The following is an 18,926-nucleotide window of genomic DNA, read 5'->3' on the forward strand; positions in this document are numbered from 1 at the left end:
CTCCTACAGGGATCGGGTTAAACCTGCGGCTTGACCCGATCCGCCGGGCGCCGAACCCCAGCCACAATCTTATCCACAGCCTTGGTCGCCGCGACCATACCGAATGTCGCCGTTACCATCATCACCGCGCCAAAGCCCCCGGCGCAGTCGAGCTTCACACCATCGCCGACGAAACTCTTCTGCAAGCAAATGCTGCCATCGGGTTTCGGGTAGCGCAGTTGCTCGGTGGAAAACACACACGGCACGCTGTAATGACGGGTCACGGTGCGCGAGAAACCATAGTCGCGGCGCAACGTGGAGCGCACTTTCGAGGCCAACGGATCATTGAACGTGCGGTTCAGGTCGCAAACCTGGATCAGTGTCGGGTCGATCTGCCCGCCCGCGCCGCCGGTGGTGATGATCTGGATCTTGCGTCGCTTGCACCAGGCAATCAGCGCCGCTTTGGCGTTGACGCTGTCGATGCAGTCGATCACGCAGTCGATGTTCGGCGTGATGTACTCGGCCATGGTTTCGCGGGTGACGAAGTCCGCCACCGCATGGACCGTGCAGTCCGGGTTGATCCCGCGCAGGCGCTCGGCCATCACCTCGACCTTGGGCTTGCCGACGGTGCTGTCCAGCGCATGCAGCTGACGGTTGGCGTTGCTGACGCAGACGTCGTCCAGGTCGAACAGCGAAATTTCGCCCACGCCACATCGGGCAACGGCTTCCGCCGCCCAGGAGCCGACGCCGCCGACGCCGACGATCGCCACATGGGCCGCACGCAAACGCTCAAGGCCTTCGATGCCATACAAGCGGGCGATGCCAGCAAACCGCGGATCTTCTGTACTCATGACCATTACCCCAAAAACCGGCGCGCATTATAGGGCCGTCGGCGGCCAAGAACATCTTTGGGTCTATAAACGGCGGTCTTGACTGCCTAAATTGCCTACAAACTTATTGGAATTGGACTACAGCGCTCCGGTCAAAGAACTTAAGTCGACTTAGAGTGCCCAATGTCCGGCATTTCCCTGTCCGCTGTACGGTCAGTGAACGCCCAGTGTAGGATGCGCGCCCCCGCCCCTTGGCAGCCGGCCGCCGACCGTTCCTTCGTTCAGTAGCCCCTGGAACCTGAAATAGCTATGTCATCGCGTAAATTTGGACTCAACCTGGTCGTGGTTCTTGCAATCGCCGCCTTGTTCACCGGTTTCTGGGCGCTGGTTAATCGCCCGGTCACCGCCCCCAACTGGCCTGAGCAGATCTCCGGCTTTTCGTACTCGCCGTTTCAGCAAGGCCAGTACCCGCAAAAAGCTCAGTACCCGACCGACGATGAAATGCGTCGCGACCTGGAGATCATGAGCAAGCTGACGGACAACATCCGGACCTACTCGGTCGACGGCACGCTGGAGGACATCCCCAAACTGGCGGAAGAATTCGGCCTGCGGGTGACCCTGGGGATCTGGATCAGCCCGGACCAGGAACGCAACGAGCGCGAGATCCTGCGCGCCATCGAACTGGCCAACACCTCCCGCAGTGTGGTTCGCGTCGTGGTCGGTAACGAGGCGATCTTCCGCAAGGAAATCACCGCTGCCGAGCTGAGCGTGATCCTGGATCGCGTGCGCGCGGCCGTAAAGGTTCCGGTCACCACCTCCGAACAGTGGCACGTCTGGGAAGAACACCCGGAACTGGCCAAGCACGTCGACCTGATCGCGGCTCACGTCCTGCCTTACTGGGAGTTCATCCCTGTGGACAAGGCCGGTCAGTTCGTTCTCGACCGCGCCCGCGACCTGAAAAAGATGTTCCCGAAAAAACCGTTGCTGCTCTCCGAAGTCGGCTGGCCGAGCAACGGCCGCATGCGTGGTGGTGCCGATGCATCGCCGGCGGACCAGGCGATTTACCTGCGCACGTTGGTCAACAAGCTCAACCGCCAGGGCTTCAACTACTTCGTGATCGAAGCGTTTGACCAACCGTGGAAGGTCAGCGACGAAGGTTCGGTAGGCGCGTACTGGGGCGTGTTCAACGCCGCACGCCAGCAGAAATTCAACTTCGAAGGCCCGGTGGTGGCGATCCCGCAATGGCGCGTGCTGGCCATCGGCTCGGTAGTGCTGGCGCTGCTGTCCCTGACCCTGCTGATGATCGACGGCTCGGCCCTGCGTCAACGTGGCCGTACCTTCCTGACCTTTATCGCGTTCTTGTGCGGTTCGGTGCTGGTGTGGATCGGTTACGACTACAGCCAGCAATACAGCACCTGGTTCAGTCTGACAGTGGGTTTCCTGCTCGCCCTCGGTGCGCTCGGAGTGTTCATCGTTCTGCTGACTGAAGCCCATGAACTGGCCGAAGCGGTCTGGACCCACAAACGCCGGCGTGAATTCCTGCCAGTGGTGGGCGATTCGGACTACCGACCGAAAGTGTCGATTCACGTACCTTGCTACAACGAGCCGCCGGAGATGGTCAAACAGACCCTCAACGCCTTGGCCAACCTCGACTATCCGGACTTCGAAGTCCTGATCATCGATAACAACACCAAGGATCCGGCAGTCTGGGAACCGGTGCGCGATTATTGCGAAACCCTCGGCCCGCGCTTCAAGTTCTTCCACGTTGCGCCACTGGCCGGTTTCAAGGGCGGCGCGCTGAACTACCTGATTCCGCACACCGCCAAGGATGCCGAAGTAATTGCGGTGATCGACTCGGACTACTGCGTGCACCCGAACTGGCTCAAGCATATGGTGCCGCACTTCGCCGATCCGAAAATCGCCGTGGTGCAGTCGCCACAGGATTACCGCGACCAGAACGAAAGCACTTTCAAGAAGCTCTGCTACGCGGAATACAAAGGTTTCTTCCACATCGGCATGGTCACCCGTAACGATCGCGATGCGATCATCCAGCACGGCACCATGACCATGACCCGGCGTTCGGTGCTCGAGGAACTGGGCTGGGCTGACTGGTGCATCTGTGAAGACGCCGAGTTGGGCCTGCGGGTGTTCGAAAAAGGCCTGTCGGCGGCGTATTACCACGACAGCTACGGCAAGGGCCTGATGCCCGATACCTTTATCGACTTCAAGAAGCAGCGTTTCCGCTGGGCCTACGGAGCGATTCAGATCATCAAGCGTCACACCGCCAGCCTGCTGCGCGGCAAGGACACCGAGTTGACCCGTGGCCAGCGTTACCACTTCCTCGCGGGCTGGCTGCCGTGGGTGGCGGACGGCATGAACATTTTCTTCACCATCGGTGCACTGTTGTGGTCGGCGGCGATGATCATCGTGCCGCAACGGGTCGATCCACCGCTGCTGATTTTCGCGATCCCGCCATTGGCGCTGTTCGTGTTCAAGGTGGGCAAGATCATCTTCCTGTACCGCCGTGCGGTCGGGGTCAACCTGAAAGATGCGTTCTGCGCGGCGCTGGCCGGGCTGGCGTTGTCGCACACCATCGCCAAAGCGGTGCTGTACGGTTTCTTCACCAGCAGCATTCCGTTCTTCCGCACCCCAAAAAATGCCGACAACCACGGCTTCTGGGTGGCGATTTCGGAGGCTCGCGAAGAGCTGTTCATCATGCTGCTGCTGTGGGGCGCGGCGCTGGGGATCTTCCTGGTGCAGGGTATACCGAGCAACGACATGCGCTTCTGGGTGACCATGTTGCTGGTGCAGTCGCTGCCGTACCTGGCGGCGCTGATCATGGCGTTCCTGTCTTCACTGCCGAAACCGACAGTTGAGGCTGAGCCAGCACCGGCTGTCTAAATCAGTACAGATGCACTAAACGGCGGCCAATGGCCGCCGTTTTGCTTTAAGATAACCGCCATTTTGCAGGCCTTGCCCCAATCCCCTACAAATAAAAGCTCCGGAGTTTTCCATGACGGCCCACGCCGACCTTTCGCCGACCCTTCAACTCGCCATCGACCTGATCCGCCGTCCGTCCGTGACGCCGGTCGACGCCGATTGCCAGAAGCAGATGATGCAGCGCCTGGGCGATGCCGGGTTCAAGCTGGAACCGATGCGCATCGAAGATGTGGATAACTTCTGGGCGACCCACGGTAAACACGAAGGTCCGGTGCTGTGCTTCGCCGGCCACACCGACGTGGTCCCGACCGGTCCGGTAACGGCCTGGCAGATCGACCCGTTCAACGCGGTGATCGACGAACACGGCATGCTCTGCGGCCGTGGCGCGGCCGACATGAAAGGCAGCCTGGCCTCCATGACCGTGGCAGCCGAGCGCTTTGTCGCCGATTACCCGGACCACAAAGGCAAGGTCGCTTTCCTGATCACCAGCGACGAAGAAGGCCCGGCGCACCATGGCACCAAGGCTGTGGTCGAGCGCCTTGCCGCCCGTAAAGAGCGTCTGGACTGGTGCATTGTCGGCGAGCCGTCGAGTACCACCCTGGTGGGTGACGTGGTCAAGAACGGCCGTCGCGGTTCCCTCGGCGCCAAGTTGACCGTGCGCGGTGTGCAGGGCCATGTGGCGTATCCGCACCTGGCGAAGAACCCGATCCACCTCGCTGCCCCGGCGCTGGCCGAACTGGCTGCCGAGCACTGGGACCACGGTAACGATTTCTTCCCGCCAACCAGTTTCCAGATTTCCAATGTGAATTCCGGCACCGGCGCGACCAACGTGATTCCGGGTGATCTGGTGGCGGTGTTCAACTTCCGCTTCTCCACCGAATCCACCGTCGAAGGCCTGCAAAAACGCGTCGCCGATATTCTCGACAAGCATGACCTGGACTGGCACATCGACTGGGCGCTGTCCGGCCTGCCGTTCCTCACCGAGCCGGGCGCCCTGCTCGACGCGGTGTCGGCGAGCATCAAGGACATCACCGGCCGCGAGACCAAGGCGTCCACCAGTGGTGGTACCTCCGATGGACGCTTCATTGCGACCATGGGCACCCAAGTGGTCGAACTGGGCCCGGTCAACGCGACGATCCACCAGGTCAACGAGCGCGTATTGGCTGCCGACCTCGACGTGCTGACCGAAATCTACTACCAGACTTTGATCAAGTTGCTCGCCTGATGCTCGCCTGCCCGATCTGCAACGAACCGCTGAACGCGGTGGATAACGGCGTGGCTTGCCCCGCCGGGCATCGTTTCGACCGTGCGCGGCAGGGTTACCTGAACCTGTTGCCAGTGCAGCACAAGAACAGCCGTGACCCTGGGGATAACCAGGCGATGGTCGAAGCCCGTCGCGACTTTTTGAACGCCGGCCATTACGCGCCGGTGGCCAAGCGTCTGGCGGAACTGGCGGCGCAGTACGCGCCCCAGCGCTGGCTGGACATCGGTTGTGGCGAGGGTTACTACACCGCGCAAATCGCCGAAGCCTTGCCCAACGCCGACGGCTACGCCCTGGATATCTCACGGGAAGCGGTCAAACGCGCCTGCAAACGCAACCCGGCGCTGACCTGGTTAATCGCCAGCATGGCCCGGGTACCGTTGGCCTCTGGCAGTTGCCAGTTTCTCGCCAGCGTGTTCAGCCCGCTGGATTGGGAGGAAGCCAAACGCCTGCTCAGCCCCGGCGGCGGCTTGATGAAAGTCGGGCCGACCAGCGGCCATCTGATGGAATTGCGCGAACGCCTGTACGACGAAGTGCGCGAGTATACCGACGACAAGCACTTGGCGCTGGTGCCGGAAGGCATGACGCTGCAACACAGCGAAACCCTGGAATTCAAACTGACGCTTGCCAGTGGTCAGGACCGCGCGAACCTGTTGGCCATGACACCCCACGGCTGGCGCGCCAGTGCCGAACGCCGGGCGGCGGTTATCGAACAGGCCGAGCCGTTCGAGGTCACTGTGTCGATGCGCTACGATTATTTTGTTCTTCAATAAACTCTTAAAATTTGGTCTTGAGCAACAGCTTGAGGCCGGCTAAATCCGCGAATGGATTTTTCAGAACCGCAGTGAGGACATCCATGCGCCAACCCGATATCGAGATTTACCTGAAAGACGCCGACGTCGACTACAAGGCCATCGCGGCCTGGCTCGGCGCGGCTTTAGGCCCGTGCACCGACTGGGTTCAGAAAGGCCAGACCTACAAGTGCAAGGCCGGCAGCGTGCCGGTCACCTGGCTGCCGAAAGCCGTTGGCAAATGGAACAGCCTGTACCTGGAAAGCGACCAGACCCCATGGGAAGACGACATCGCCTGCGCCCGCGCAGCCTTTGTCGCGCTGAACGTCGAAGTGCGTTGCGCGCCGGGTAGCTGGGTCGAGGAAGAAGGTGAAGAGACGGCAGATCGCTGGATGCGTATCAGCGCCGATGGTGAAGAAGAGATCACCTGGAAAACTGCCTGACCCCTCAAACGCCATGCTCGTTGATGAACGAACATGGCATCGGGCACCACCCTTTTAAATTCCTTGGTCTGCGCCAAAGTAGCTGAAGATATCGCCCGTCGTGACATTCGGCGTGACCCGAATCACAGGAATTCGCCTGCCTGTCATTTTGAGGAAGTCCCTCTGGATGTTTTTCGCCCCTTCGACACCCACCGCCCGGCTCGCGGTATTGAAGTAGATAAAAGCCTTGATCGGCAGGTTCGAGGTGTTCTGGGGCCAGGTTTTGATCATCACCTCGTTTTGTCGCCAAGCGGCAAGTTCTGCCGCAGGATTTTCTCGCGAGGTCAGGCTGAGTGCGAATGACGCCTGATCCGGACCGAAACTGCATTGATGGTGATAACGGTTTGTGCTGTTTGCCGGATACTGCTGAAAGTGTGCACGCCAGGTCGCCAGTGTATTGATGCCCTGCGCAGCACACGGGCCACTGTTGCTTGGAAAATTGGACGCCGCACCGCAGCCGGCAGCACTGCGAATCAAAGTGCCGCCATCATAAGGATATGAACACAACACCTGAAGGGGATAGCCCCCGTTGGCCGTAAAGTATTGACCCGGTTCGAGCACAAAGCCTTGGGTACGACCGCCCTGCAGCTGATTCATACCAATGCCGATCTTCATGTAGCTGAACGAGACTCCGCCCAGCGTGACAGCCCCAGGGCTTGGATTCCAGGCACGAAACGCCGTCGAATCATCCACCGTGCGAATCAACACGCCGCTGCATTCATATGCAGCTTTATTACCCGGACAGGTATTGCTGGTGTTGGAATACTGCGCATTAAGCTCATTCGCCACACGCTGCCCATCGGTCGGGGCGGTTGCACCCACAATCCTGACCACCAGCGGCGACGACGTAATCAGACTACCCGCACCGCTCACCTTGTAGGTGTAGGTGAGGTTGACACTGCGGTTGAGGTTCTCGGTGATCCACGCCTTGGGCAAGTTGAACGTCAGTACGCCGACCGTAGAGACGGTCTGAATCGGTGCATCACGCAACGCCACACCAGTCAGGCGCACACCAACGGTATCGCGGGCCGCCAGTGTCGGGTAACGCACCTGCACGGTGGCATTGGCGCCCAGGGTGTCGGCATTCAACTCGCCGGACGGTGCTTCGACGACCTTGAACACCGCCTGGCCCTGAGCGCCTGTCACACGGATGCTCAAGGGTGACGAGGTGATCAGATTGCCGGCGCCGCCCACCTTGTAGGTATAGGTCAAGGTCACCGTGCGATTGAGGTTCTCGGTAATCCACGCCTTGGGCAAGTTGAACGTCAGTACGCCGACCGTAGAGACGGTCTGAATCGGCGCATCACGCAACGCCACACCAGTCAGGCGCACACCGACGGTATCGCGGGCCACCAGCGTCGGGTAACGCACCTGCACTGTTGCGTTATCGCCCAAGGTGCTGGCGTTCAACTCGCCCGCTGGTGCTTCGACGACCTTGAACACCGCTTGGCCCTGAGTGCCTGTCACACGGATGCTCAAGGGTGACGAGGTGATCAGATTGCCGGCGCCGCCCACCTTATAGGTGTAAGTCAAGGTCACCGTACGATTGAGGTTCTCGGTAATCCACGCCTTGGGCAAGTTGAACGTGAGTACGCCGACCGTAGAGACGGTCTGAATCGGCGCATCACGCAACGCCACGCCTGTCAGGCGCACACCGACGGTATCGCGGGTCGCCAGGCTCGGGTAACTCACCTGCACGGTGGCATTGGCGCCCAGGGTGTCGGCATTCAACTCACCGGCAGGTGCTTCAACCACCTTGAACACTGTGGCTTGCTGGGTAGTGAACACCTCGCCACCGCCCTGCACCGGTATTGTCATGACCGAAGACTTTGCCGGGTCGGAAGTCGGCAGTTGATGGTCGGATGGGATGCCTTGAGAATTGCACCCAGTCAGCACCAGCAAAAAGCCAATGATTCTCCACATGTCGATCACTCCCGACTGTTTCTGCGCCCGCCAATACGAGCTCAGAGATGATGTTCGCCGAGGTTAGGCTGGTGAAAAAAAGCGGTCTACTGTCAGATATGACAGGTGGTTAAACACCCAGCATCAGGGTGAGAAATTACGCGACGTGGGTTGAGAGGGAAGGCGAAGAGACAGCCGATCGCTGGATGCGCATCAGCGCCAATGGTGAAGAAGAGATCACCTGGAAAACCGCTTGAAAGCAAAAGATCGCAGCCTTCGGCAGCTCCTACAGTTGGAATGCATTCCCCTGTAGGAGCTGCCGAAGGCTGCGATCTTTTGATCTTGAGATTTACGGAATCGCTGCCCTCAGTTCCAGTTGCCCACGACCTGATCAGCCTTTATGAATTCGAACTGCGCGGACTCGGCAGTTGTTCTGGGCAGCGTCAGTTTGATAATTGGTATCGCCTTGCTCGAGTACTTGTAAAAATCCTGCTGATTGTATCGGGCGTTCGCCAGACCGTTGCTCGTATAAAAGAACGCCTTGATCGGAATGGTTGTATGGATGTTCTGTGGCCAGGTAGCCAGACGTATTTCATTCCAGGAGTTGAACGACTCGGCTCCCATTAACTTCATGGCTAGTATCCCCTGATAAAACGCATTTGCAGCCAGAGCTCCTTGGCTGGATCGTACGTTGAAACCACACTGACGCTGGTATTTCCATCCTGCCGGCCCTTGATTGTAATGGGTGAGCCATCCTGCTGCCGTGGTAATTCCCTGCTGCTCGCAAGAGCGACTGACGATTGGATAATTACTGGATACGCCACAACCCTGGTCGGCCCTGATGTCACTGCCTCCGTCTATTGGAAAAGTGCATAGAACCGGAATTTCCATACTCCCCGTCGGGCGTTGTTGTGATGGAAAAAAGACGAAACCACTGGTGTTTGGATAGTTGGCAGGAAATGCTTTGAAGAGCGCATCTTTACGCAAATAGAAAAACGAAACACCACCGTTCTGCTGCGAGAGTGGACTGGGGTTCCAGGCGCGATAGCCGGTGCCGTTAATCGTCGCCCGCAATATGACACCCGAGCACAGCGCTGCAGGTAGCGAAGCACTGCCACAATTTTGTCGCGTATCGGCATACTGCGCATTGAGGTCATTGGCAACACGTTGCCCATCTCCTACAGGCACTTCACCAATAACCCGGATGGACAACGGTGACGAGGTGATCAGACTGCCCGCACCGCCCACCTTATAGGTGTAAGTCAGATTGACCGTACGCCCCTTGTTTTCAGTCACCCACGCCTTGGGCAACTTGAACGTCAGTGTGCCCACGGTGGATACGGTCTGGATCGGCGCATCACGCAGTGCCACGCCGGTCAGGCGCACGCCGACGGTATCCCTTGGCGCCAGGTTCGGGTAACTGACCTGCACGTTGGCCTCGGTGCCGAGGGTATCGGCGTTCAACTCGCCGGCTGGCGCTTCGACCACCTTGAACACATTCAGGCCCTGAGCGCCCACCACATGGATGCTCAACGGCGACGAGGTGATCAGACTGCCCGCACCGCCCACCTTATAGGTGTAAGTCAGATTGACCGTACGCCCCTTGTTTTCAGTCACCCACGCCTTGGGCAACTTGAACGTCAGTGTGCCCACGGTGGATACGGTCTGGATCGGTGCATCACGCAGTGCCACGCCGGTCAGGCGCACGCCGACGGTATCCCTTGGCGCCAGGTTCGGGTAACTGACCTGCACATTGGCCTCGGTACCGAGGGTATCGGCGTTCAACTCGCCGGCTGGCGCTTCGACCACCTTGAACACATTCAGGCCCTGAGCGCCCACCACATGGATGCTCAACGGCGACGAGGTGATCAGACTGCCCGCACCGCCCACCTTATAGGTGTAAGTCAGATTGACCGTACGCCCCTTGTTTTCAGTCACCCACGCCTTGGGCAACTTGAACGTCAGTGTGCCCACGGTGGATACGGTCTGGATCGGCGCATCACGCAGTGCCACGCCGGTCAGGCGCACGCCGACGGTATCCCTTGGCGCCAGGTTTGGGTAACTGACCTGCACGTTCGCCTCGGTGCCGAGGGTATCGGCGTTCAACTCGCCGGCTGGCGCTTCGACCACCTTGAATACCGACGACTGCGCGGCGGAAATACTCTGAACATCATCCTGTTGCGGTGATGACAGGGCTGTCATTGCTCGGATGGAGGATGCGGGCGGGACGTGTGTGGAAGTGGATTGCACCGCGCATCCAGCAACACCCAAGACCAACAGAATCGAAATACTTTTCCACATGACCGCTTTCCTCTCGAATGGAGCAAAGCCCTGAAAGATCTGACTCCAGGGATCGTATTTCGCGAGGGTAGGCGTGAGGAAAAAAACCGTCCACTGTCAAAACTGACAGGTGGCCATTCATACAGCATTGCTTTCAGGTTTTACCCGCTCACAAAAAAGATCGCAGCCTTCGGCAGCTCCTACAGGTGTACACAAAGCCCTGTAGGAGCTGCCGAAGGCTGCGATCTTTTGATCTTAAGGTTTACAACCCTACAACATCCTCAGCCTGCAAGCCCTTCTCCCCGGTCACCACCGCATACTCAACCTGCTGACCTTCCGTCAGCGAGCGATGACCTTCGCCGCGGATACCGCGGTAGTGCACGAACACGTCCACCCCGTCCTCACGCTGAATGAAGCCATAGCCCTTGGCGTCGTTGAACCACTTCACATTGCCGGTTTCGCGTGCAGCCATATCTAGTTACCCCCTTGTTTTTATTTTGAACGGCCGAGTATATGACAGCCGCGAAAACTCTCAACTCAAGTTTACTTAGGCGCTTTTTTGCCGATTTTCGGCGAATACGGCACACTATCGGTCGCCCAAGCAATTGCTTGGTTTTATCCACTCATGCAGAAGCCGTATGACCCGTTCCCCGTTCCGCCGTCTTGTGTTTGGCGCCCTGCGCCGACTGCTGTACCTCTGGGTTCGCTCGGAGACAATCAACCAGTCGTCGTTCACCCTTGACCTCGACCGCAGCCGGCCGGTGTTCTACGTCCTGCAAAATCCTTCGCTGACCGATCTCGCCGTGGTCGATACCGAGTGCACCAAGGCCGGCCTGCCGCGCCCGGTGTTGCCGGTATCGGTGGGGGCGTTGATAGAGCCCGCTGCGTTCTTTTACCTGACGCCGGAGCCCGATTGGCTCGGCCGTCAGGACAAGCGTGGCGCACCGCCGACCCTGACCCGCCTGGTCAGCGCCCTGAGCCAGAACGCCGCCGAAGACGCGCAGATCATTCCGGTCAGCGTGTTCTGGGGCCAATCGCCGGACAGCGAGTCGAGCCCGTGGAAACTGCTGTTCGCCGACAGTTGGGCCGTCACTGGGCGTTTGCGCCGGTTGCTGAGCATCATTGTGCTGGGGCGCAAGACCCGGGTGCAGTTCTCGGCGCCGATCCATTTGCGTGAACTGATCGAGCACAACAAAGGCCACGAGCGCACCGTGCGCATGGCCCAGCGGATTCTGCGGGTGCATTTTCGCAACCTGAAAGCTGCGGTAATCGGCCCGGACATTTCCCACCGCCGCAACCTGGTCAAAGGCCTGCTCAATCAGCCCTCGGTCAAACAGGCAATCCTCGACGAAGCCGAGCGCGAGAACATCTCGCCGGAAAAAGCCAAGGCCCAGGCCCTGCGCTACGGCAACGAGATCGCCTCGGACTACACCTACACCGCGATCCGTTTTCTGGAAGTGGTGCTGAGCTGGTTCTGGAACAAGATCTACGACGGCATCAAGGTCAACCACATCGAAGGCGTGCAGAAAGTCGCCCAGGGTCACGAAGTGATCTACGTGCCGTGCCATCGCAGCCACATCGACTACCTGCTGCTCTCGTACCTGCTGTTTCGCAACGGCCTGACCCCGCCGCACATTGCCGCCGGGATCAACCTCAACATGCCGGTGATCGGTAGCCTGCTGCGCCGTGGCGGTGCGTTCTTCATGCGCCGCACCTTCAAGGGCAACCCGCTCTACACCTCGGTGTTCAACGAATACCTGCACACCCTGTTCACCAAAGGTTTCCCGGTCGAGTACTTCGTCGAAGGCGGCCGTTCGCGCACCGGGCGCATGCTGCAACCGAAAACCGGGATGCTCGCGATCACGCTGCGCAGCTTCCTGCGTTCGTCGCGTATGCCGATCGTCTTCGTGCCGGTGTACATCGGTTACGAGCGCGTGCTGGAAGGTCGCACCTACCTCGGCGAATTGCGTGGCGCGAGCAAGAAGAAAGAATCGATTTTCGACATCTTCAAAGTCATCGGCGCGCTCAAACAGCGTTTCGGTCAGGTGGCGGTCAACTTCGGTGAGCCGATCAAACTGGCGGAGTTCCTCGACAGCGAACAGCCAGACTGGCGCCAACAGGCACTCGGCCCGCAATTCAAACCGGCCTGGCTCAACGAAACCACCAACCGCCTCGGCGAGAAAGTCGCGCAGCATCTGAACGAAGCGGCGGCGATCAACCCGGTGAATCTGGTAGCCCTGGCGCTGCTGTCCACCATCCGTCTGGCCCTGGACGATCGCGCCATGGCGCGGGTACTCGATCTGTATCTGGCGCTGTTGCGCAAGGTTCCCTACTCCTCGCATACCACCCTGCCGGAAGGTGACGGACGGGCGCTGATCGAGCACGTGAAGGACATGGACCTGCTGTCCGAGCAAAGCGATGCGCTGGGCAAGATTCTGTACCTGGACGAACAAAACGCCGTCCTGATGACCTACTACCGCAACAACGTGCTGCACATCTTCGCGTTGCCGTCGCTGCTGGCGAGTTTCTTCCAGAGCACCTCGCGCATGAGCCGCGAGCAGATTCTGCGCTACACCCGCGCGCTGTATCCGTACCTGCAATCGGAGCTGTTCATTCGCTGGACGCTGGACGAACTCGATGGCGTGATCGATCAGTGGCTCGAAGCTTTCGTCGAGCAAGACCTGCTGCGTTTCGAGAAAGACGTGTACCTGCGTCCGGCACCGAGCTCACGGCATTTCGTACTGCTGACGCTACTGTCGAAAAGCATCGCCCAGACCTTGCAGCGCTTCTACATGACCGTTTCCTTGCTGCTCAACTGCGGCCAGAACAGCATCAGCGCCGAAGAACTGGAAGATCTGTGCACGGTCATGGCCCAGCGTCTGTCGATCCTCCACGGCCTGAACGCGCCGGAGTTCTTCGACAAGAGCCTGTTCCGTCACTTTATCCAGACGATGCTGGACCTCGACGTGCTGCGCCGCGACGAAGCCGGCAAGCTGAGCTATCACCAACTGCTCGGCGAACTGGCCGAAGGCGCGGCCAAGCGGGTATTGCCGGCGGAGATTCGCTTGTCGATCCGTCAGGTGGCGCTGCATCGCAGTGAAGACGCGGCGGATCAAGTCGCGGCGGCGGTGCAAACCGACTAAATTCCTACAGGCGCCAGGCTTCTTCTGGCGCCTTTGATACGGAGATCTGCGATGAAAAAACTTTCTCTTCTCTTACTGACCAGCCTGCTCGGTGCCTGTCAAACCCTGCAACCCGCCGCCAAGACCAGCCTCGATGGCGAAGTGTTCTACCGGCAACGCATCGCTCTGCCGCCCAGTGCAGTCTTGAGCGTCAGCCTGCAGGATGTATCACTGGCAGACGCGCCGGCCTTGGTACTCGACGAACAGAAAGGTCCAGTGAAAGGCCAGGTGCCGCTGCCGTTTCATCTGAGCTACGACCCGGCTCAGATCAAACCCGGCCATCGTTATGCCGTCAGCGCGCGGATCGAAGTGGACGGCAAATTGATGTTCATCACCACTGAGCATCATGCCGTGCAACTGGATGGCAAAGATCCGCAGCCACTGAAAATCCGCGTCGACGCCGCCCGCTAACTCACTTTTCTTTTTTCCAAACAAGGAAGCCGCCATGCTCCGCCCTACCCTTCGCTTCGCCGGCCTGTGCGCAGGCTTGATGATCTGCGCCAACGCCCTGGCACTGTCACTCAGTGATCTGTCACAACAAGACGCCACTGGCGGTCTCAAGGACGCCCTGAGCCAAGGCGCGCAACTGGCCGTAAAACAACTTGGCACACCCGGCGGCTTCAGCAACAACCCGGACGTGAAAATCGAATTGCCGGGCAATCTGAACAAAGTCGCCAAGAAAATGAAACAGTTCGGCATGGGCGATCAGGTCGATCAACTGGAAACCAGCATGAACAAAGCGGCTGAAGCGGCGGTAACGCAGGCTCAGCCAATCCTGGTGGATGCGGTGAAGAAGATGAGCGTGGAGGATGCCAAGGGGATTCTCAGCGGCGGCAAGGACTCGGCCACCCAGTACCTGAGCAAAACCAGTCGCGAACAGATCCGCACCAAATTCCTGCCGATCGTCAAGCAAGCCACCGACCAGGTCGGCCTGGCCCAGCAGTACAACGCATTCGCCGGGCAAGCCGCGACGCTGGGCGTGCTGGATGCGAAAAATGCCAACATCGAAAGCTACGTCACCGAGCAAGCGTTGAACGGTTTGTTCGAGATGATCGGCAAACAGGAAGAATCCATTCGCCAGAACCCTGCGGCGGCGGCGACCAGTTTGGCGAAGAAAGTGTTCGGCACGCTCTAAACCTCGACTCCTATCCCGTGGGAGCAAGCCTGCTCGCGATTGCGGTGCGTCAGCACAGTTGATGTCGACTGACACAGCCTCATCGCGAGCAGGCTCGCTTCAACAAAGGATCAGACCGCCGACGCCGCCCGCAAGAAGAACACCCACCCGCGGCCCATCTTCCTTTTCTCGAACACCTTCAACTCGACCAACCCGTTCAGGGTGGCCGAGGCGGTGTTGTAAGAGCAATCCAGATTCTCCTTCACATTGACCGCCGTGAATTCCTTGGCCATGCCACTCTTGGCCACCTGGTATACGGCTCGCTGTTTCTCGGTGAGCCGGTCGAAAAAACCTGAGGCAAGCAACCATCGATCAAAACTTTCGGTATAGGCCAGGCTTTTTCGATAAGCCTCGGTAAACGCGCTGACAGCGCGGACGATGACTGAACACTGAAAATCGATGAAATAGGTCAGGTCCAGGTCATCGGCTTCGGTATTCAGATACGAACGCCCGTATTTTACCGGCGCGTTGCGCAGCAACAGACTGATCGCGATGTAGCGAAACGCAGAGAAGTCATTCTTGAACATGAACCAGTAAAACAACGCCCGTGCGACCCGACCATTGCCATCGCGAAAAGGACGCTCATAGCCCAGCGCAAAATGCAGCGCGATGCCTTTGATCAAGGGGTGAAGGTAATCCACTTGGTCGGGGTCGCCGTGGGACTGATTGATCCACTTCGACAGCACCTGCAATCGTGACGCGAGCCCCGCGGCGGGAGGCGGTGCATGAACGGTGTTGCCCTCGCCGTCCTGCACCACCACATCCTCGTTGAACCTCAAAGCCCCCGGTGAATATTGCGGGTCATCAATGCCCTCGACGCCCACACAATGCATGGCCGTAATCAACTCGATGCTCAGGGGCTCATAACGTTTTTCCCAGGCAAAGTTCATCATTTTGTAGTTGCCGATGACCATCCGCTCATCCGGCGTGCGCGGCAAGCGCTTGCGCTTGAGCATGTCCTTGGCCACCCGGGTCGTGGTTGCCGCGCCTTCGAGCTGGCTGCTGCTGATCGCTTCATCTTCGATCAGATCATTGAGCAGGTAGCTGAAATGCACTCGCTCGCCGATCTGGCCAGTCATGTACTCCAGCGCTGCCGTTGTCGCTTGTCGATCGACGGCCGAAACAGCTTTCTGTGCCAATGGAGTCAGCACAAACCGGCCCCATTGAATGGGCTCGCCCAATGGCACAAGGCTGGAATACTGAGCGGTCCGGGCTTTCTTGACCAAGGCCCAGCACAGGTTCGAATCCAGCCCCGGCGACCAGCGGTAGCGCAACTCATCAAAAGGAAGATAGCGCCCCTGATCGTCCAGAGGCTTGAGCAGTGCGAGGTAGTCCGAAAGACGCTCCTTGTGCGGCGACTGCCCCAACAGGTCAAACACCGGGTCAGACTTTCCCCTCAGCAGGGGCGGTTTTTTCATCACTGTCGGCTCAAAAACTTACGAAACTGAGCCTTGAGTACAGCACCCCGCCTACTCTGACTCAATATCAGAAGGATCTGAAATACACGTAGGAGCTTGGACAGGCTCTTATCTAAAACCCTGAACCACGCCGGCCGGGTCGGCCCAAAGGCCGCCAAGACCTGTCAAAACCCTGAACACACACCCGGAAATACCCATCCCCATTGAAACCACCCAAGGCCTGCCCCATCTAAGATCCATACCCTATTGCGCAGGTGCCCCATGACCGACCAGCAAGAATTCCCTGAAGACCCGAGCGAATACGCCGAAACAGACAAAACCGAACACCACGCTCCCGGCAAAGGCCTCACCCTGCCGGGACAGAATCTGCCGGACAAGGTCTACATCATCCCGATCCACAACCGGCCCTTCTTCCCGGCGCAAGTGCTGCCGGTGATCGTCAACGAAGAGCCATGGGCCGAAACCCTCGAACTGGTGAGCCAATCCGAGCACCACTCCCTGGCCCTGTTCTTCATGGACACGCCTCAGGAAGACCCGCGCCACTTCAACACCTCGGCCCTGCCGGAATACGGCACCCTGGTCAAAGTCCACCACGCCAGCCGCGAAAACGGCAAACTGCAATTCGTCGCCCAGGGCCTGAGCCGCGTGCGCATCAAGGCCTGGCTCAAACACCATCGCCCGCCGTATCTGGTGGAAGTCGAATACCCGCATCAGTCCCCCGAGCCGACCGACGAGGTCAAGGCCTACGGCATGGCGCTGATCAACGCGATCAAGGAACTGCTGCCGCTCAACCCGCTGTACAGCGAAGAGCTGAAAAACTACCTCAACCGCTTCAGCCCCAACGACCCGTCGCCGCTGACCGACTTCGCCGCCGCCCTGACCTCGGCCACTGGCAGCGAGCTGCAAGAAGTGCTCGACTGCGTGCCGATGCTCAAGCGCATGGAAAAAGTCCTGCCAATGCTGCGCAAGGAAGTCGAAGTCGCGCGATTGCAGAAAGAAATCTCCGCCGAAGTGAACCGCAAGATCGGCGAGCATCAGCGCGAGTTCTTCCTCAAGGAACAACTCAAGGTCATCCAGCAAGAGCTGGGCCTGACCAAGGACGATCGCAGCGCCGACATTGAGCAGTTCGAGCAACGTCTGACCGGCAAGGTGTTGTCGCCCCAGGCGCAAAAACGCATCGAAGAGGAAATGAACAAACTGTCGATCCTCGAGACCGGCTCGCCGGAGTACGGGGTGACCCGCAACTACCTCGACTGGGCGACCTCGGTACCTTGGGGCGTGTACGGCAAGGACAAACTCGATCTCAAACACGCGCGCAAGGTGCTGGACAAACACCACGCCGGCCTCGACGACATCAAGGACCGCATCCTCGAATTCCTCGCGGTCGGTGCCTATAAAGGCGAGATCAGCGGCTCCATCGTGTTACTGGTGGGCCCGCCGGGCGTGGGCAAGACCAGTGTCGGCAAATCCATCGCCGAATCCCTCGGTCGGCCGTTCTATCGCTTCAGCGTTGGCGGCATGCGCGACGAAGCCGAGATCAAGGGCCACCGCCGCACCTACATCGGGGCGCAGCCGGGCAAACTGGTCCAGGCGCTGAAAGACGTCGAAGTGATGAACCCGGTGATCATGCTCGACGAGATCGACAAGATGGGCCAGAGCTACCAGGGCGATCCGGCCTCGGCGCTACTGGAAACCCTCGACCCGGAACAGAACGTCGAATTCCTCGATCACTATCTGGATTTGCGTCTGGACCTGTCGAAAGTGCTATTCGTCTGCACCGCCAACACCCTGGACTCAATTCCCGGCCCGTTGCTGGACCGGATGGAAGTGATTCGCCTGTCGGGTTACATCACCGAAGAAAAAGTCGCCATTGCCAAGCGTCACCTGTGGCCGAAACAGCTGGAAAAGGCCGGTGTGTCCAAGGGCAGTCTGAGTATCAACGACAACGCCCTCAGAGCGCTGATCGATGGCTACGCCCGTGAAGCAGGGGTGCGGCAGCTGGAAAAAAACCTCGGCAAACTGGTGCGCAAATCCGTGATGAAGCTGCTCGACGAACCGAAAGCGGTGATCAAACTCGGCCCGAAAGACCTGGAGGCCTCACTCGGCCGACCGGTGTTCCGCAATGAGCAAGTGCTGTCGGGTGTTGGGGTGATCACCGGGCTGGCCTGGACCAGCATGGGCGGCGCTACCCTGCCAATCGAGGCCACGCGCATTCACACCCTCAACCGTGGCTTCAAACTCACCGGGCAACTGGGAGAGGTGATGAAAGAGTCGGCGGAAATCGCCTACAGCTACGTCAGCTCCCATCTGAAGCAATTCGGCGGTGACCCGACGTTCTTCGACGAAGCCTTCGTCCACCTCCATGTACCGGAGGGCGCAACGCCCAAAGACGGCCCGAGCGCCGGCGTAACCATGGCCAGCGCCCTGCTTTCGCTGGCGCGCAACCAGCCACCGAAAAAAGGCGTGGCCATGACCGGCGAACTGACGTTGACCGGGCATGTGCTGCCGATTGGCGGGGTGCGTGAGAAAGTCATCGCGGCGCGGCGGCAGAAGATTTTCGAGTTGATCCTGCCGGAGCCTAACCGTGGAAGCTTTGAAGAACTGCCCGAGTATCTGAAAGAAGGAATTACCGTGCACTTTGCCAAGCGCTTTGCGGATGTGGCGAAAATTCTGTTCTAACCCCCGTA

General features: G+C 59.2%; 13 protein-coding genes. 8 read left to right on the forward strand and 5 right to left on the reverse strand.

Translation table 11 applies throughout. The annotated features are described in order from the left end of the window. Nucleotides 1–17: 17 nt before the first annotated feature. On the reverse strand, nt 18–830 hold the full coding sequence (tcdA, locus tag ACZ9BB_RS18890) for a tRNA cyclic N6-threonylcarbamoyladenosine(37) synthase TcdA (protein ID WP_476215264.1): 813 nt from the start codon (nt 828–830) through the stop codon (nt 18–20). 288 nt (nt 831–1,118) lie between these two features. Between tcdA and ACZ9BB_RS18895 the strand changes: the two genes are divergently transcribed. The 4 genes from ACZ9BB_RS18895 (at nt 1,119) to ACZ9BB_RS18910 (ending at nt 6,244) form a co-directional block, all read left to right on the forward strand. Next, a complete protein-coding gene (locus ACZ9BB_RS18895) occupies nt 1,119–3,710 on the forward strand; it encodes a glycosyltransferase (protein ID WP_476215265.1) in 2,592 nt (863 codons plus the stop codon). A 112-nt stretch (nt 3,711–3,822) separates the two neighbouring features. Continuing rightward, entirely contained in the window at nt 3,823–4,974 is a 1,152-nt protein-coding gene (gene dapE / locus ACZ9BB_RS18900) for a succinyl-diaminopimelate desuccinylase (protein ID WP_476215267.1), read from the forward strand. Further along, complete coding sequence (locus tag ACZ9BB_RS18905; protein WP_476215269.1) at nt 4,974–5,783, forward strand: putative RNA methyltransferase; 810 nt, start codon at nt 4,974–4,976, stop codon at nt 5,781–5,783. Before dapE ends, ACZ9BB_RS18905 begins: the two co-directional genes overlap by 1 nt. Before the next feature lie 83 nt (nt 5,784–5,866). After that, nucleotides 5,867–6,244, forward strand: a complete 378-nt coding sequence (locus ACZ9BB_RS18910) for a hypothetical protein (protein WP_476215270.1) — start codon at nt 5,867–5,869, stop codon at nt 6,242–6,244. Between the two features lie 54 nt (nt 6,245–6,298). On the opposite strand, the gene ACZ9BB_RS18915 is transcribed toward ACZ9BB_RS18910, so the two are convergent. The 3 genes from ACZ9BB_RS18915 to ACZ9BB_RS18925 all read right to left on the reverse strand — a co-directional run bounded on the left by ACZ9BB_RS18915 (nt 6,299) and on the right by ACZ9BB_RS18925 (nt 10,937). Continuing rightward, on the reverse strand, nt 6,299–8,206 hold the full coding sequence (locus ACZ9BB_RS18915; RefSeq protein WP_476215272.1) for a hypothetical protein: 1,908 nt from the start codon (nt 8,204–8,206) through the stop codon (nt 6,299–6,301). Nucleotides 8,207–8,551: 345 nt separating this feature from the next. Further along, nucleotides 8,552–10,387, reverse strand: a complete 1,836-nt coding sequence (locus ACZ9BB_RS18920) for a hypothetical protein (protein ID WP_476215274.1) — start codon at nt 10,385–10,387, stop codon at nt 8,552–8,554. 340 nt (nt 10,388–10,727) lie between these two features. Next, complete coding sequence (locus ACZ9BB_RS18925; protein WP_476215275.1) at nt 10,728–10,937, reverse strand: cold-shock protein; 210 nt, start codon at nt 10,935–10,937, stop codon at nt 10,728–10,730. Between the two features lie 166 nt (nt 10,938–11,103). Between ACZ9BB_RS18925 and plsB the strand changes: the two genes are divergently transcribed. The 3 genes from plsB to ACZ9BB_RS18940 are packed head-to-tail and all read left to right on the forward strand — an operon-like array spanning nt 11,104 to nt 14,782. Beyond that, nucleotides 11,104–13,608: a glycerol-3-phosphate 1-O-acyltransferase PlsB gene (plsB, locus tag ACZ9BB_RS18930; protein ID WP_476215277.1), complete on the forward strand. Its 2,505-nt coding sequence runs from the start codon at nt 11,104–11,106 to the stop codon at nt 13,606–13,608. A 51-nt stretch (nt 13,609–13,659) separates the two neighbouring features. Beyond that, nucleotides 13,660–14,058, forward strand: coding sequence for a YbaY family lipoprotein (locus ACZ9BB_RS18935; protein WP_476215279.1), 399 nt, complete (start codon nt 13,660–13,662; stop codon nt 14,056–14,058). A gap of 34 nt (nt 14,059–14,092) precedes the next feature. Beyond that, nucleotides 14,093–14,782 (forward strand): DUF4197 domain-containing protein, encoded by a 690-nt coding sequence (locus ACZ9BB_RS18940; RefSeq protein ID WP_476215281.1) that lies wholly within the window; start codon nt 14,093–14,095, stop codon nt 14,780–14,782. A 110-nt stretch (nt 14,783–14,892) separates the two neighbouring features. Here the strand turns inward: ACZ9BB_RS18940 and ACZ9BB_RS18945 are convergent, their stop codons facing one another. Beyond that, nucleotides 14,893–16,239 carry a Fic family protein gene (locus tag ACZ9BB_RS18945; RefSeq protein WP_476215283.1) on the reverse strand — a complete coding sequence of 449 codons (1,347 nt, stop codon included), beginning with the start codon at nt 16,237–16,239 and terminating at the stop codon, nt 14,893–14,895. A gap of 261 nt (nt 16,240–16,500) precedes the next feature. Between ACZ9BB_RS18945 and lon the strand changes: the two genes are divergently transcribed. After that, nucleotides 16,501–18,918, forward strand: coding sequence for an endopeptidase La (gene lon, locus ACZ9BB_RS18950; RefSeq protein ID WP_476215285.1), 2,418 nt, complete (start codon nt 16,501–16,503; stop codon nt 18,916–18,918). Nucleotides 18,919–18,926: the final 8 nt, after the last annotated feature.

Source organism: Pseudomonas sp. TE3552 (assembly GCF_056278945.1).